The sequence below is a fragment of the Microcoleus sp. B13-B6 genome (assembly GCF_036705405.1).
Taxonomy (GTDB): domain Bacteria; phylum Cyanobacteriota; class Cyanobacteriia; order Cyanobacteriales; family Microcoleaceae; genus Microcoleus.
Window position 1 is genome coordinate 15,125 of the sequence record NZ_JAUBUJ010000021.1, and the last position, 15,354, is coordinate 30,478.

14 protein-coding genes are annotated in these 15,354 nt (G+C 44.6%); 7 read left to right on the forward strand and 7 right to left on the reverse strand.

Annotated features, from left to right (window positions below):
- Positions 1 to 21 precede the first annotated feature (21 nt).
- Positions 22 to 192 (reverse strand): hypothetical protein, encoded by a 171-nt coding sequence (locus QUB35_RS11870; protein ID WP_333104150.1) that lies wholly within the window; start codon positions 190 to 192, stop codon positions 22 to 24.
- 202 nt (positions 193 to 394) lie between these two features.
- Positions 395 to 895, reverse strand: coding sequence for a hypothetical protein (locus QUB35_RS11875; protein ID WP_333142106.1), 501 nt, complete (start codon positions 893 to 895; stop codon positions 395 to 397).
- An 80-nt stretch (positions 896 to 975) separates the two neighbouring features.
- Here QUB35_RS11875 and QUB35_RS11880 point away from each other — a divergent pair, with 80 nt between their 5' ends.
- Positions 976 to 1,527 carry a DUF2854 domain-containing protein gene (locus tag QUB35_RS11880; RefSeq protein ID WP_333142107.1) on the forward strand — a complete coding sequence of 184 codons (552 nt, stop codon included), beginning with the start codon at positions 976 to 978 and terminating at the stop codon, positions 1,525 to 1,527.
- A gap of 530 nt (positions 1,528 to 2,057) precedes the next feature.
- On the opposite strand, the gene QUB35_RS11885 is transcribed toward QUB35_RS11880, so the two are convergent.
- Complete coding sequence (locus QUB35_RS11885) at positions 2,058 to 2,402, reverse strand: DUF779 domain-containing protein (protein ID WP_333142108.1); 345 nt, start codon at positions 2,400 to 2,402, stop codon at positions 2,058 to 2,060.
- Positions 2,403 to 2,569: 167 nt separating this feature from the next.
- Positions 2,570 to 4,090, reverse strand: coding sequence for an acetaldehyde dehydrogenase ExaC (exaC, locus tag QUB35_RS11890; RefSeq protein ID WP_333142109.1), 1,521 nt, complete (start codon positions 4,088 to 4,090; stop codon positions 2,570 to 2,572).
- An 872-nt stretch (positions 4,091 to 4,962) separates the two neighbouring features.
- Between exaC and QUB35_RS11895 the strand changes: the two genes are divergently transcribed.
- Both QUB35_RS11895 and QUB35_RS11900 read left to right on the forward strand, forming a co-directional pair.
- Positions 4,963 to 6,183, forward strand: a complete 1,221-nt coding sequence (locus QUB35_RS11895; RefSeq protein WP_333142110.1) for a phytochelatin synthase family protein — start codon at positions 4,963 to 4,965, stop codon at positions 6,181 to 6,183.
- Positions 6,167 to 6,400, forward strand: a complete 234-nt coding sequence (locus QUB35_RS11900; RefSeq protein ID WP_333142111.1) for a hypothetical protein — start codon at positions 6,167 to 6,169, stop codon at positions 6,398 to 6,400. The genes QUB35_RS11895 and QUB35_RS11900 overlap by 17 nt, the downstream gene beginning before the upstream one ends.
- A gap of 246 nt (positions 6,401 to 6,646) precedes the next feature.
- Here QUB35_RS11900 and QUB35_RS11905 read toward each other — a convergent pair whose 3' ends face one another.
- From QUB35_RS11905 to QUB35_RS11915, 3 genes are read right to left on the reverse strand one after another with little or no spacing between them, the layout of a single operon-like run.
- Positions 6,647 to 8,944: a Piwi domain-containing protein gene (locus tag QUB35_RS11905; protein WP_333142112.1), complete on the reverse strand. Its 2,298-nt coding sequence runs from the start codon at positions 8,942 to 8,944 to the stop codon at positions 6,647 to 6,649.
- Complete coding sequence (locus tag QUB35_RS11910) at positions 8,941 to 9,762, reverse strand: PD-(D/E)XK nuclease family protein (RefSeq protein WP_333142113.1); 822 nt, start codon at positions 9,760 to 9,762, stop codon at positions 8,941 to 8,943. Before QUB35_RS11910 ends, QUB35_RS11905 begins: the two co-directional genes overlap by 4 nt.
- A gap of 36 nt (positions 9,763 to 9,798) precedes the next feature.
- Positions 9,799 to 10,020: a hypothetical protein gene (locus QUB35_RS11915; RefSeq protein WP_333055735.1), complete on the reverse strand. Its 222-nt coding sequence runs from the start codon at positions 10,018 to 10,020 to the stop codon at positions 9,799 to 9,801.
- Between the two features lie 348 nt (positions 10,021 to 10,368).
- Between QUB35_RS11915 and QUB35_RS11920 the strand changes: the two genes are divergently transcribed.
- The 4 genes from QUB35_RS11920 (at position 10,369) to tal (ending at position 15,088) form a co-directional block, all read left to right on the forward strand.
- Positions 10,369 to 11,433, forward strand: a complete 1,065-nt coding sequence (locus QUB35_RS11920) for a helix-turn-helix domain-containing protein (protein WP_333142114.1) — start codon at positions 10,369 to 10,371, stop codon at positions 11,431 to 11,433.
- A gap of 57 nt (positions 11,434 to 11,490) precedes the next feature.
- Complete coding sequence (locus tag QUB35_RS11925; RefSeq protein ID WP_333142115.1) at positions 11,491 to 12,183, forward strand: ImmA/IrrE family metallo-endopeptidase; 693 nt, start codon at positions 11,491 to 11,493, stop codon at positions 12,181 to 12,183.
- Between the two features lie 443 nt (positions 12,184 to 12,626).
- On the forward strand, positions 12,627 to 13,700 hold the full coding sequence (gene fbp, locus QUB35_RS11930) for a class 1 fructose-bisphosphatase (RefSeq protein WP_333142116.1): 1,074 nt from the start codon (positions 12,627 to 12,629) through the stop codon (positions 13,698 to 13,700).
- Between the two features lie 233 nt (positions 13,701 to 13,933).
- Entirely contained in the window at positions 13,934 to 15,088 is a 1,155-nt protein-coding gene (gene tal / locus QUB35_RS11935; protein WP_333142117.1) for a transaldolase, read from the forward strand.
- Positions 15,089 to 15,354: the final 266 nt, after the last annotated feature.

The window sequence follows — 15,354 nt, forward strand, 5'->3', positions numbered from 1 at the left end:
CATGGGGCATGCCCAATGGCCCTAACTGTTAAAAGTGCGCTTGAATTCTTCTAAGAGATCGTCAATTTCTTCGATCGCCTGACTCACATCTATTCTCATGGCTCCCAAGTCCGATCGATCTAACAGCCGCACGAGGGATTCCCGCTTGACTTCGATCTGTGCTACGCGCTCTTTGATTGTCTGTGCATCCATTGTTTTTTTCCTTTGCTACTATTAACAAAAATATTTGACATTCCCCCCTGCGAACAGACGGAGATTCTTAATTCACCGACATCCCTTTTTGGGCAAATCCTTCACTGTTTATATATGGGAAGTGATGAATCTGCTCAGGGTTTTTGGGTCTGTGTTATAGTTTGATTGTACATCAAAAGTTCAGCCCAACTTCAGCCACATTTTAGCGCAAAAAAGGCGGACGTTTGGTATCTGCGGGTTTATTTTTAATCATTCCAGCTAAAAATCGCTTCAGGGCCTTCTCCCGGTTTTTCATAAAAGCCGCCCAAAATCCCGGTTGATATTCATCCATCGTCTTGGCTAGGGCCCAGACATCGATCGCTAAGATATTATAAAGCCTTTCATCTTCGCGCTTGAGCGAGTTAATCTGCTCCAGAACCGCCTTGTTTGCTCCAGCAGTTTGTTTGTCTTCGTCTTTAATCATGTCCGAAAAATGGTTGAAAGGGCAAGAGTGTCGATCGCGATCGCCACTCTGTATACTTTGATGATACTGCCGATCTCGATTGCCTTCTGGAACCAAAGCCGCGCAATTAACACGGATATTTACCGATGGCGCGCCCGGACGAGTCCGGCTGGATAAGCTTCTGAAGCTAGAGACAAGACTGTGGATGCACACCGCTCCCGCGCTCATCGATGCTAGCAGTTTTTGCAGGTCTTTTGGCAAAAAAACTAAATTTATTCAAGACTTTTTGACAGATAATAATTAAAGTATATTTTTTCTGTCCGACTACTTACCTCACTAATATGTTACGTAAAATTTCTTTAGCAAACCTAGCCTTAGTTGTTGGCGGTATTATAGCAGCAGTCGGTTTCGGAGCCTACTTCACAGACAGACCTACCCTGAACCTAGCCGGTTTTTTTTATGGAATTCCGCTGTTGCTAGGAGGTTTGGCCCTGAAAGCCGCCGAACTCGAACCGGTGGAGTTCACCGAACCTACCTCTGCTGAAGTTCTCCTCTTGCGAGAAAGTCAGGCCACAGATACTCAAAACCAAGTCCGCAAAGATATCACTCGATTTCGCTACGGCCAACCCGCGCACTTAGATGATGCTTTGGAGCGCTTGGGCCTGGCCCCGACAGACGAGGAACGGCCGCTTCTGCAAGGGTTGCGGGAAGTTAATGTTGACGGTGCTTATGGGTTAATTTTAGAGTTTTATTCGCCACTACTGCCGATCGACTTATGGGAAGAAAAGCAAGACAAAATAGCTACTTTTTTTGGGCCAGGTTTGCGCGCACAAGTGACTCAAAAGGCTGGTGACAAAATTGAATTGGCTTTAATTAAAAATACTCAAGCTTAAAGTATGCTGAAGTTTGGAGTGCATAAATTTTGAAGTCGCCAATTAATAATTAATCCTGCACCGGCTTAGATACTGATTTTAGCGGCAGCGTGAAACCTGTCGCTATCAACAAAAGCTCAATCCGCAATTGAGCGATCGCCCCAATTGGATTTCCCTTAATTAAAATAGTAGTTGAGAACCGATCGGCAATCTTAAATCAGAAGAAGCACAAATGGTTTCATCCCAGATTAGGATAGGAATTATCGGCGCAGGAACATCAGAAGCTTATCTGGCAATTGTGCTGATTCAACAAGGGTTTAATTTTTGGCAACCAAACTCAAATAATGGCTGAAACCTTTGTCTAGCAAGTCTTATAAAAATAAGATGCCTTTGCCATCGCCAGAAAATTGGTCATCGTTAGCCCACGCGAGAAACTTAGATAAAAACTTAAATAAAATAGGTTTTTTCGCTGCCATGAAAGAAACCGGGTTTCAGGCTTAAGCAAATTCATGTTTTTAGAGAAACTGGAGGCAAGTTAAGGATAAACAGAGTTAATCAGCCTTAACAAACAAGCGAGAACGAGTAATAAAACGCTCTCCATCCGGCCCTTCCAGGGAAAAATCGCTGCCTCCGGGCCCCGATGCCACGTCTATAATTAACTGCGTGTGCTGCCAATATTTGTATTGCTGCGCTGCAATATAAAACGGACAACCGCCTATTTCGCCCAGCAATACGTCACCATCACCGATTATCAATTCCCCGTTGGGATAGCACATGGGAGAACTACCGTCGCAGCAGCCACCCGATTGGTGAAACATCAATTCTCCGTGTTGAGTTTTGAGATGATTGATTAATTTTAAAGCGGCTTCTGTTGCGGTGACTTTGGCAGTTTCCATTGCAGTCTCTTTGTGTAGCAATTATATTTCGTTTGTGAATGAGATTTTTTTTAATGAACCGCAGAGGGCGCAGAGGGCGCAGAGAAGGAGAGGAAAGAGAGAAAGAAGGAGTTCGCGAATCATTGAAGTTTTTCCTTCTTCCTTTTTCCTTCCCAATGACTAAAATCTTAGAAGAAACCTAATGCTTTCGGGCTGTAGCTGACTAACAAATTCTTGGTTTGCTGGTAGTGATCTAACATCATTTTGTGATTTTCGCGGCCGATTCCAGATGATTTGTAGCCGCCGAATGCTGCGTGGGCTGGATATAGGTGATAGCAGTTTGTCCACACGCGGCCTGCTTGAACGGCGCGGCCCATGCGGTAGGCGGTGTTGATGTCGCGAGTCCAAACTCCGGCACCTAAACCGTAGAGGGTATCGTTGGCAATTTCTAATGCTTCGGCTTCGTCTTTGAAGGTGGTGACTGCTAATACTGGGCCGAAGATTTCTTCTTGGAAAATTCGCATTTTGTTGTTTCCTTTGAAGACTGTTGGCTGGAAGTAATAGCCGTCTTGCAAGTCGCCGGGTAAGATGTTTCTTTCGCCTCCAATCAGGCATTCTGCGCCTTCGGCGTGACCGATTTTGACGTATTCGGCGATTTTTTCCATCTGGTTGATGGAGACTTGGGCGCCGAGGGCGGTTGTCGGATCTAAGGGGTTGTCTTGTTTGATTTGGCGGATGCGATCGATCGCCCTTTCCATGAATCGATCGTAGATTGACTCCTGAATTAAGGCGCGGGAGGGACAGGTGCACACTTCGCCTTGATTGAAGGCAAACATGACTAATCCTTCCACTGCTTTGTCGAGGAATTCATCATCTTGGGCGCAGACATCTTCAAAGAAAATGTTGGGAGATTTGCCACCGAGTTCTAGGGTGACGGGGATGACGTTTTGGGAGGCGTATTGCATGATTAGCCTGCCGGTGGTGGTTTCGCCGGTGAAGGCGACTTTGGCAATCCGGGGACTGGTGGCGAGGGTTTTGCCGATTTCGGCGCCGGGCCCGTTAATGACGTTGATAACGCCGTCTGGTACTAAGTCGGCGATGATTTCCATCAGTACCAAGATTGAGGCGGGGGTGGGGCCTGCTGGTTTGAGCACGACGCAGTTTCCGGCGGCGAGGGCTGGGGCGAGTTTCCAGGCGGCCATTAATATCGGGAAGTTCCAGGGGATAATTTGTCCGATAACGCCTAGGGGTTCGTGGAAGTGGTAGGCGACGGTGGTTCCGTCGAGTTCGCCGATCGACCCTTCTTGAGTTCGGATGCAGCTTGCGAAGTAGCGGAAATGGTCGATCGCCAGCGGTATGTCTGCGAGGCGGGTTTCGCGAATTGGTTTACCGTTGTCCCAGGTTTCGGCGATGGCGAGGCGATCGAGGTTTTCTTCGATGCGATCGGCAATTTTGTGCAAAACCCGCGCCCTGTCTGCTGGGGAAGTCTTACCCCACTTGTCTTTCGCGGCGTGGGCAGCATCCAGTGCCAATTCTACATCCTCGGCGGTCGATCGGGGGATTTGACAAATTGATTTTCCTGTAATTGGAGACAGGTTTTCCGAGTATTTCCCTTTCACCGGTGGCACCCACTTGCCACCGATAAAGTTGTCGTAGCGAGTTTGAAAAATCGACTGACTGCCGGATTGAACAGGTGCTGCTACTACCATTTTATTACCTGATTAAAAATTGTTTTCGCGGAGGCTTGAAATCTCTTGAACATCAACTATCGTCTATTTTCCGCAACTTCGGTCAGTTCATATACAAAATTTTACATTTTTCCAATTTTTTGCAGTCCCTGTAGGGGCGGGTTCACCAACAATCTCAAGCTAAAACAAACCATCTCAAAAACCCGCCCCCACCCAACGGTAAACACGATAAATTAACTGTGACGCACCTCTCCTTTGTGCGGCTATAAAATTAGCAGATAACTGATAGTAATTTTGACGAAATGGCTGGTTCTGCCAGCCAACAAGGGAGCAAAAAGGGGCGCTTTAAGGTATTTGGTAATTTCCATATTGTTATCAGCAACGTCAATATAAATCCCCTGAAGATCGACCAGATCATTGCCAACCCAAATCACCGATTTAAATTGGATTTATTGCAACTATTACAACTCTTGAGCCGACTCTTATAAAACATCGCGTGATTGAGGATATTCAGAAAAAGGTGATTTATCTGAGATATTGCACCATTTTCAATAAGCTTTTTATGAACAGGCAAGATGCCTGTTCCACAAAAAAAATCACTCTTTGTGGAACAGGCATCTTGCCTGTTATTGAGAAGGGTGCAAGATGTGAGATTTATCCGAGCTGTATACCGCTCACTCTGTGGCAAATTGGCGAATTATTTCATCAGATTGATGCCTAGCCGTCCCTCGCAAATAATCACGTTTTTTAAATTGGCACCCCGAAAGTCCAACCTTCGCAGCGTTTTATTGCTAAAATCAAAAAACTAGTAAATAAGTGCATTCATCATTATCAATGTGACGATGTTGCATAATATTTATTAGCACCAGAAGCAATAAGGGTTAAAACACTCAATGTCTGCTCAAGGGTTTTATCGTCGTTCACTCCCCGATTCTGCTATTGCCTTTTCCTCCGTAGAGGGAAAGCAAATATTTCGAGAAGCGTTGGCATTGGGAGGTATGGAAGGGTATTTTGCTCTAGCGGAACAGTTTCATACTCAAGCAGAACCCGCTTTTTGTGGATTGGGTAGTTTAGTTGTTGTTCTTAATGCCTTATCCATCGACCCAGGTCGCATTTGGAAAGGGGTGTGGAGATGGTATGGAGAGGAGTTTTTAGACTGTTGCTTACCTCTTTCAGTCATTAAAGAAAACGGTATCACCTTTGATGAGTTTGTCTGTATAGCACGTTGCAACGGTGCTGTTGTAAAACCTAACCGTTACCACCAAAGCAGCTTGGAAAACTTTCGGCAAGCAGTTGAGGAGGTGACTAGGGCGTCAGGTGATATTCATCTAGTTGTTTCCTACAGCCGAAAGGTATTGGGACAAACGGGTGATGGTCACTTTTCACCAATTGGTGGCTATCATCGACAGCGGGATCTAGTTCTTCTGCTGGATGTTGCCCGTTTCAAATATCCACCTCACTGGGTTTCTCTGCCTGTGTTATGGCAAGCATTTGAACCTGTCGATCCAGTCACTAATCAATGTCGAGGTTATATTTTATTGCAGAAGAGTGAAAGGTTGCCAGAAACCTTTTTTCATGTTGCTTGTGATTTACATCAGTGGCGTAGTGTTGCTACTTACTTTGCAGAAATACTCCCCGACATTGTGAGAAAAGAGCAACCCGATTCAATTGCTTCATTTGTCAGTACCATTCTGCACCATTGGCCTGTTGAATTCACAACTATGGTGAATACCTCGTCAGAGGTGGCACAGACACTTGAGAAATTACGGGCAGCTATTCAGTTAAATTCACTGTTTGATATTGTTCACCAATGCTTGTCAAGCGATGACGGGGATGCAATGTCTGTTGTAGGGAAGTGGCAGCAACAGCCATTCGTAGCAGAGATAATAACAGCAATATTACTCTCCTGTCCCGAAACGCTCTATGCAACTCTCAAACCCGAGTTACAACTGTGGTTTAGTGAGGTTCGCCACCTTGAGAAACTACTCCCTCCCTTGGATGTAGAGATATCTAGATTGAGAGAACAAATGTCAGCACTCCTGGAGTTTTACACTTTATATTCAAAGGGACATCAGTGTAATATCCCTAGTGCGGGCTTTGGAAACTCGGAATGAAAACTGGCTGCGCGGCGCCCTCCCAGACAAAATTCACCAGCCTTACCGCCAATCTCTGATTCAGGGATATGAAGCGGTGCAACCAGCCGCCCTGAATGCAGGGGCCTATGGAATGGTAATTAGCGGTGCCGGGCCAACACTTTTAGCTTTAACGGATGTGGCTAACGCTGAGGCGGTTGAGAGGGAAATGGTCGCTGCTTGGGGGAATTTGGGGTGAAGGCTGATGTAAGGGCGATCGGCCTCGATACTCAAGGATCACAAGTCTCCAGTTAATTAAGTAGGGCTGACGCATGGGAGTCCAGAAACCGGGTTTTTTTTAGGAAAATACCTGATTGCAGCGCGCAGATTCGGTAAAAAACCCGGTTTCTTTTGTGGGGTGCGTGACTCCTGTTAAGTTACCTTGACAAAAAATCTAGTGTGTGATCGAAAAGCTGTATATTAGTTGATTTAGGGGCGATCGCTCTTACAGCCAAAATTGTTTATCCCCATCCAATGCACCCGGAGAAATCCCTTGTAAACGACGATAAGCGATGCGATCGGAGCCATATAGCGGTACAGGTAAGCGCGGCTCTTTAAGGGCTCCATGATGTAGTAAGGTAAGTTTAAGAGTAGCTTCTACTACACTATCAAGTGATACTTGCTGTCCTTCATCAGGAATAACCCTCAAACGCAGGGGATAAGGTAAACCCATTTTCTCAGATTTCACTTCAGTTGTAACTAAAATCACTTCATGGGAAGACAAGCAAAGTGATAACCCTTTTTTTGGTGCTTTCAAAACTGACTGCTCAAAGTTGTAAAGTCGGGGAATTCCTGACTTTATGCACTCCACTAGAATAAAATTGGAACCAATGGCTTTCGATCGTTCCCGTAAATGCTTGATTTCACTACCGCAAAAGTGACCGTCACGGTAAATTAGTACAGTTTTGCGACTGAGTTCAGCAGCAGGGAGAAACCTTTCTAGAGTTCTTTTATCGATTTCTTCACCTTCTGTAAGAGCATCTTCTAGCCGATAGCGAATAAACTCTCCTTGTTTACTGTAGAGACGGACACTTGCACAGACATTTAGGCTTCCAGTTCCCTTCTTTTTGGGAGTTCGGGAAATATCGAAGCCGATAAAATAATCCGCAACCTCCAGAGGTTCAGCTAGAATAAAAGGCAAGTTTCCCAATTTTGCCAAAATTCCAGGAATGACTTGATTGAGGATATTTCCGTGATTGCTAGTATCTTTCAGCGTGTCCTCGTAAATGACTTGGCTAGCAATTCCACGGCGAAGTAAGCGCGAAGATATATAAGCATAAAAGCTGCCATCCTCGCTATTGTCAGCATGGCGATCGCTCTGCGGTAGAAATGTCAAAACCAGATCCGGGGGAATTGGCAATAACTCATCTATCGCTTGTTCCACTCGGGCTTTAGCCTCATCTGGGCTCAAGCCATCTGTCAAAACTACCTTTACTCTATCTTCATCAATCTTTTTGGTCTCTCGATCTATCAAAGGGATGCTTTCAAATTTGTATAGTTTGAGCCGCTGAGAGATTTGTTCCAGGAAGAAAGAATTGACTTTAAAGTTACCAATTTTTAAAACTGAAATGCGAATTTCTCTCGATGGATCTTCTTCATATTCCTTATGTTTTCGATAAACACCACCTCTAGAGAGTCCCTTTAAGACTTCACCTCTTTTGCCAATAACATTTTGACCGGACTTGTCTTTTCCGAAAAGTAGTTTTGTTTCATCAAGCTTAAATGGCAGCCTTCGGAATATGTTGGGATGCTGACGGCTATTGATACTATCTCTTAACTGAAAACCATAAACAGCTAGATGTTCTCCAGCCTTTTGTTTGTACGAGGTTAAACAGTTCTTTCGTTCTAGGTATGGAATTTTAGTATGCTTGAGTAAATCTCCATATTCCACATCAAATTTGTGATCTGTATTCTTGGTAATACAAGGAGAAAGAGCGGCCATTGGATAGTGAAATTCTTTTGTATCCTTGCCAAACTGAACCGCTACTACTGGTTGATATTCAGGTGCTTCTCTGAGTTTTTCTTTGCTAGTTGAACCAGTCGCTTTCTCAATCAATTCTTCTCTACGTTCCCCAATGATTCCTGGCAGATTAACAATGGTGGCCGAACTATTACTTTCAATGACTCGAACTTTCATTCCACTCAAAAGCTCTTGAGGCTTGTGTCGGTAAGGATGATTTTCATAGAAATCAGAGAGAGTACCATTAAAAGTAAAGTAGCTGTGAGGTGTTAAAACCAGTGCTGGGTATAGAATTCCTTGCAGTGCAAAAGTTTCGGCCCAAAAGTCAACTTCACGCTTGACTGCAACAGAACCATTAGACCAAACAGTGTCAGCAGGTGAGAAAGTTCGCCTGATTTGTAATAGCCTCACAGCTAGTTGAGCACAGATACAAGCTGTTGGCTCTGGTTGATTTACCCATTGAATTGAGTAGGATAGATCGCCAATATCATTTTTCAGCTCTTTTAGAATTTCATTCAGTGCTGTTCGCCATTCACCTTCGTTCGGCATTGGTTGATCTGGTTTAGCTAAAACCCAGAAACATTTATCTTCCCAAATGACAATCACATCAGGAAATTTCTGACTGAAACGCCAGCTAAATCGATTGCCAATCTTGCGATCGACTTCTGGGCTTAGTCGAAAGCAGATTAAGTTTGGTTGAGAAATACTCAGTTGGAAAATTTCACTCAGATATGTTGGAGATGGGGCTGATTGCCGAGAAATTTGAACGGGAGCAGTAGTCATGCAGCAACCTCTGATACAGAAGAAAATTGACAAATTGAATTAAAGGAACAGTAGCCACAGCTAAAACCTGGATTGGCTGGAAAAATCATACTGAAATCAGCAGGATTATCTCTGTAAAGCTTTAACTGTTTCTGATGCTTTTGAGCAATTAGTGCTAACTCGATCTGAAAAGCTTTGAGTGTACCAGCAGTTGCGCTAATTGGGTCAGACTGCTTGCCAGTCTCCAAATTGTAGAATGAGGCAATAGCTGGTTGTTGCGGGTACAAATAATTGGCTGCTAGCAAGTAAATGTATGCCTGTCGTCTGTCAAAATCAGATTTACCTGTTTTGAAGTCCAAAATGTGCAGCCTGCCATCAGACTCAACAAAAATGCAGTCAATTGCTGCATAGAAGTTAAACAGATAATTCCCCTGCTTGATTATAATTGCTTGGGGAAATCCCTCATCACCTCGACTCAATTGAATGATGTTCTTGCCAAAAAGAATAGGATGCTGCTGGTAATTTTGTAAGATGAGCTTTACTCGCTCCTCAACCACGGCTGACTGTTGATTTAATTTCAGCATTTCTGCTACTTGCTGTGCACCATCTTTTCGGGATAACAGTTCAGGGGCTTGATGAAATTCATAAACTCCTCTTTGTGCCAGCAGTCCAATTTTCTGAGGTTGGGTGTCAGTCGCTAACAGTGCTGCTATTTGAGGTTCTCGCTGGAGTGCTTTGGCAAAACCGCGCTTCATATCGCAGTGTAAGTGTTCTTTTCCCACTGGTGGAGCAAACTGCAACCAGAGATTATAACTGGCAAATGCCCAAATTTTTTTCACAGGCTGAGCCCTCTATAATAGAGGGCAGTTATTGGTTCATTTCGTGAGAATTGCGTGAATTGCTTCTTTGGCTTTAGCTGACTTGGAAATTCCAGTCTGGTTGGCTAGTTCCAAAGTACGCAAGCCTTCTAGCATTTGTTCGACAGCCTTCCTGACGTTTGGATTCCGGCTCGTCTTTTGCACTTCTTCCAGCAGCAGTGGCAGGGGTCGGCCGATTGAGAAGCACAGTTGATCCGGATTCGATTGCTGTTTTTTCATACTTTGCCTCCTGTATAAAGCTTTGTAACTCAACAACTAGAGGGATGCCAGTCATAGTTGATATATAATTTCAACATATTGGCTAAAATCCTATTGTGTTGAAAGTATATGCAACATGAAAAATTATGTCAAGGGGTCGAGAGATAAAAAAGTGTGTTGACATAGCTATTCAACATCAGCTACGATCGACCTATAAGTTATGGTGGATTAACCAATTTGGGTAGTAGCTCGACAATAAAAGTATTGAAACCCTTATGAGGTAAAGGTTGTAGCTTTCACACCCTTTGAATGCTCGCAACGTTAAAATCAGTGGGCTTAGGGAATCTCGTTAGTAAATCGGATGTGGCTATGGATAAACAAGAAGGTCAAAGTTTTGGTGCGGTTATTTGGCAAGCCCGCAGGAAAAAGCGATTGAGTCAGAGGGAACTGGCTGTAAAGGTAGGAGTGGACTACACCTACCTTTCAAAACTGGAAAATGACCACGTTGAGCCAAGTGAGAAGGTCATCCGCTCGTTAGCAAAGCATCTAGAGTTGAACGCAGAGGAATTGATCTACCTAGGCGGTCGCATGACCGAACATGACACTGAAGCTCTTGAGGAAATGGTCAGGGCGAATTACAAGGAAATGCCTGCTTTATTCCGTCGAGTGCGGGAAAATCCTGGTATTGACTCATTCGTAGAAGCACGGGAGGAGCAGCTCGAAAAACTGCAACAAGAAAATGCTACCCTCAAAGCCCAAATTTCAGAGCTAGAGAAACAACTACGGATCTATCGTTTTTTTTCCAAAGCGGAAATAGAACGCAGTGCTAATGAAATTCTGCAGCGAATGCAAGCAAAAAATTTTATTCTTAAATCGCCCTTTGATGTCACTCGTGTAGCTGATTTTCTAGAAGTTAGTATTTGTTATGCTATAATTCCTCCTGATGAAGAAGGGCCAATTGTAGCTAAAATTTTACATCAAGAACGCACGATTATTATTAATGAATATATTTCCAAATTTCAGAATAAATTTGACTCTTCAATAATTGCTCACGAAATAGGACACTGGGTACTTCAAGTTAACCAAGCTGAAGTTGAAAGTTTATCTGAACAGCGGAAGATGAATTCTAATGTTGCAAAAAATATAGATACATTCTTGTGTCGCCTTGCTAGCGAAGAACTCGATCGGTACATTTTGAATAACCAGGGGAATTGGGTGGAATGGCAAGCTCAATATTTTGCTAGTTGTTTGTTAATGCCTCGATATATTATGGAAGAGAAGCGAAGGGGACGTAATTTAACAAACTGGCGCCACCTTTACGCAATGGCTGACGAGCTTGGCGTAACAATATCAAATTTGAGTAATCGCCTGCAAGACTTAGGCTGGATTTACATCCCAAAAGGTTCCAAACAGATTTACCAAGGTAAAGGCTAGCTCAAATGATATTTCCATAGGTTTGATAACAATCGTAGAAGGTGAGGAGAAGAAAAAATGAACTTATTTAAGCCAGTAAGATTCTTAAAAAAAGAAGAGATCGAAGATCAGGCTAATGAGGTGTTGATGAAGATGCAAAAAGAAGGTTTTCCCCCCACGTGGCCTTTTGAAGCTTCTCGGGTGGCTGATGCTCTGGAAATCCGTGTATGTTGGGACAAAATACCACCCGACAATGAGGGAATAATAGCAGCTAAAATAGAACCAATAAAACGTTTAATTACCATTAATGAACTGTTCACAGAGATCAAAAAAAATAAAGGGCTGGAACAATCGACAATAGCTCATGAAATAGGACACTGGGTACTTCATGTCAATCAAGATGAAGCTGATGGTATTGTAAAGCAGCTCGAACTACCTCTAAACTGCCCAGCTACTCCACAGCTATTTTTGTGCCGCAGTATTGATAAAAGTCGTTTTCAAACTACATTAAATAGTAAAGTTGATATTGAATGGCAAGCGCAATATTTTGCTAGCTGTTTGTTAATGCCTCGATATATCTTGGAACAGAAGCGAAGGGGACGTAATTTACAAAACTGGCCTCACCTCTATGCAATGGCTGACGAACTTGGCGTAACAATATCAAATTTAACAAATCGCCTGCAAGATTTGGGCTTGATTAACATTTCCACGGGTTCCAAGCAGATATATTTAGGTAATTCAAGACCTAATGGGCAGCAAAAGTTGTTTTAGAAAAGTACGATCGCTCGTCTGATACAATCTTGAGCGATCGCGCTCATAACGAATCTAAAATCCTCAAGCCCCGCCCCAGGTGGTCTAAATCAATCGTAAATCTAAAATCGTTTGACTTCCATCCGTTAAATCTGTTACAGAATTCGTTGCCGAACTTCCTTCTGCTATACAGCAAACCTACATCCCGAAGCCAACACTTTCTCCCTCTGCGGTTAATTAAAAAATTTAGTTATTTTGAATACAGAGCCCGACTCAACAGTCGATCGAACTCCTCAATTTTCGATGGGGATCTAAAATTCACCTAAAGTTCGACGCCCGATCGCAAAACCCTTCCTAAGATAGAACTTGGGGGACGATCGACCTAAAAGCCGATTCAGGGGCAAACGCCTTGCACCTGAAAATCCCCAACTAGCAAGCCGCAAGACAGGGAGGACATCAAAATCATGGTAAACGCGCCGACAGGGGAAACCCGCCTGGGCCCGATAGATCAGGTGCAATCCTTAGACCGCGATTGCACAACTCTATCCCGTCACGTACTCCAGCAACTTCACAGCTTTTCAGCAGATGCTCAGGATCTCAGTGCCCTGATGAATCGCATCGGGCTGGCGGCTAAGCTGATCGCGAGGCGGCTCAGCAGAGCCGGGTTAATGGAAGATGCTTTAGGGTTTACAGGGGCTGTGAACGTGCAGGGAGAATCCGTCAAAAAGATGGATATCTATGCCAATGAAGTGTTTATCTCGGTATTCCAGCAAAGCGGACTTGTCTGCCGCTTGGCTTCCGAGGAAATGGAAAAACCCTACTACATTCCCGAAAACTGTCCGATCGGGCGTTACAGTCTGCTCTACGACCCCATAGACGGTTCTTCCAATCTTGACATCAATCTCAATGTCGGCTCCATATTCAGCATCCGCAAGCAAGAGGGGGACGATGAAGACGGTTCTGCTTCCGATTTGCTGCAACACGGACACAAACAAATTGCCGCTGGTTATGTACTCTACGGCCCCAGTACCATGCTGGTTTATTCGATCGGTCAGGGTGTTCATTCCTTTACCCTCGACCCCAGTTTGGGCGAGTTTATTCTAGCTAACGAAAACATTAAGGTTCCCGATCGCGGCCCGATTTACAGCGTTAATGAAGGCAACTTCTGGCAGTGGGAGGAATCTTTGAGGGACTACATTCGCTACGTACACCGCAGCGAAGGCTACACCGCCCGGTACGGCGGGGCTTTGGTGGGAGATTTTCACCGGATTTTATTCCAGGGAGGCGTGTTTTTGTACCCCGGAACGGTGAAAAACCCGGAAGGCAAATTGCGTTTGCTCTACGAATCGGCTCCTTTGGCGTTTTTGATGGAGCAAGCCGGCGGGCGGGCAAGTACGGGCATTCAAGACATCTTAGATGTTGTGCCGACCAAACTGCATGAGCGATCGCCCTTGATTGTCGGGAGTAAAGAAAATGTAGCGATGGTCGAGTCTTTTATTCAAGATCGATCGCGCAATCCTAGAACAGTCCAAAAGTGAAGGAAGTTCGGCAACGGATTGTGTAACGGATGTAACGGATGTAACGGATGTCAGTCCGATGTCCGTCGGAAGAGGGAAGAGGGAATAAGGAAGAGGGAATAAGGAAGAGGGTTTTAACTGATAACTTTCGACTCCCAATTACCAATTCCCCATTGCCAATTTTCAATTACCAATTTTCAATTTCCAATTTCCAAGTCCCAATTAACAGCTATCAAATTGTAGGAGTTACAGTAATGACAGCAACACCAACGAATCACCTGTTAGAAATCAAAGAAATTGGCCAAAGTATCTGGATGGACAATTTGACTCGCGATCTGATCGAGTCCGGCGAACTCAAACAGATGATTGAAAGTCGGGGACTGCGCGGGATTACATCTAATCCGGCTATTTTCGAGAAAGCGATCGCAGGTAATGTGATTTACGACGCGGATATCGAAGCTGGCATCCGGGCGGGTAAATCTGTAATGGAGATTTACGAATCTCTGGTATTTGAAGATATCCGCAACGCTTGCGACATCTTCGCCCCAGTTTACGCAGAGTCGAAGGGTTTAGACGGTTACATTAGCATTGAAGTGCCACCGACGATCGCCAACGACACAGAAAGCACGATTAGCGAAGCCATACGCTATTACCAAGCCCTCGGCAAAGAAAACGTGATGATTAAGATTCCGGGAACCGCTCAAGGTTTGCCCGCAGTCGAGCGAGTCATCAGCGAAGGGATTAACGTTAACGTGACTTTACTATTCTCGGTTGACAGCTACGTCGAAACCTTCTGGGCTTACATTCGCGGTTTGGAAGCGCGGGTGGCTAAAGGTTTGGATGTGAGCAATATTGCTTCTGTGGCCAGTTTCTTCTTGAGCCGGATCGACATCAATATCGATGGCAAGATTGATGAGAAACTCAAAAATGTCACAGATATTTCCACAAAAGCCAGACTGGAAGCAGTCAAGGGGAAAGTTGCGATCGCCAATGCCAAGATAGCTTACCAGAAGTATAAAGAGATCGTAGCGAGCGATCGCTGGCAAGCTTTAGCGGCCAAGGGAGCGAAAGTACAGCGCTTGCTGTGGGCTTCCACCAGCACCAAAAACCCCAACTACAGCGATGTCATGTACGTCGATGAACTAATCGGCCCCGACACCGTTAACACTTTGCCGCCGAACACTGTTGAAGCTTGTTTCGATCACTGCGATGTCGCACCCCGGATTGAGAACAATGTTGCAGAAGCTTACACGCTGATCGAAAGTCTCAAAGATCCCGACATCGACATCAACTTGGACCAAGTGATGGCAGACTTGCTCTTGGACGGGATTGATAAATTCGTCACCCCGTTCCAATCCCTGATGGATTCCTTGCAAGAGAAAGTGCAGAAGTTGTCACCCGTCGCCTAGACAGATATCTGTATCCTTGAAGGCAGAAGCATTTAGGAGTCGGAATAGATAATTGTTTTGGCTCTTGAGTGCTGAGTTTTGAATCTCGAACCGGGAAAATTTGAGACCAATTGGTCTCAAAAATCCGACAGAGGAAAATCAAATCCAGATTACTTTGGCTCTTGGCGCTGAGTTTTGAATCTCGAACCGGGAAAATTTGAGACCAATTGGTCTCAAAAATCCGACAGAGGAAAATCAAATCCAGATTACTTTGGCTCTTGGCGCTG

What these genes read in the sequence shown, in the direction of transcription:
- QUB35_RS11920 (WP_333142114.1), top strand. Translation starts at nt 10,369, where the DNA reads ATGGATAAACAAGAAGGTCAAAGTTTTGGTGCGGTTATTTGGCAAGCC.
- QUB35_RS11895 (WP_333142110.1), top strand. Translation starts at nt 4,963, where the DNA reads ATGTCTGCTCAAGGGTTTTATCGTCGTTCACTCCCCGATTCTGCTATT.
- QUB35_RS11885 (WP_333142108.1), bottom strand. Translation starts at nt 2,402, where the DNA reads ATGGAAACTGCCAAAGTCACCGCAACAGAAGCCGCTTTAAAATTAATC.
- QUB35_RS11915 (WP_333055735.1), bottom strand. Translation starts at nt 10,020, where the DNA reads ATGAAAAAACAGCAATCGAATCCGGATCAACTGTGCTTCTCAATCGGC.
- QUB35_RS11925 (WP_333142115.1), top strand. Translation starts at nt 11,491, where the DNA reads ATGAACTTATTTAAGCCAGTAAGATTCTTAAAAAAAGAAGAGATCGAA.
- exaC (WP_333142109.1), bottom strand. Translation starts at nt 4,090, where the DNA reads ATGGTAGTAGCAGCACCTGTTCAATCCGGCAGTCAGTCGATTTTTCAA.
- QUB35_RS11880 (WP_333142107.1), top strand. Translation starts at nt 976, where the DNA reads ATGTTACGTAAAATTTCTTTAGCAAACCTAGCCTTAGTTGTTGGCGGT.
- QUB35_RS11905 (WP_333142112.1), bottom strand. Translation starts at nt 8,944, where the DNA reads ATGACTACTGCTCCCGTTCAAATTTCTCGGCAATCAGCCCCATCTCCA.
- fbp (WP_333142116.1), top strand. Translation starts at nt 12,627, where the DNA reads ATGGTAAACGCGCCGACAGGGGAAACCCGCCTGGGCCCGATAGATCAG.
- QUB35_RS11870 (WP_333104150.1), bottom strand. Translation starts at nt 192, where the DNA reads ATGGATGCACAGACAATCAAAGAGCGCGTAGCACAGATCGAAGTCAAG.
- tal (WP_333142117.1), top strand. Translation starts at nt 13,934, where the DNA reads ATGACAGCAACACCAACGAATCACCTGTTAGAAATCAAAGAAATTGGC.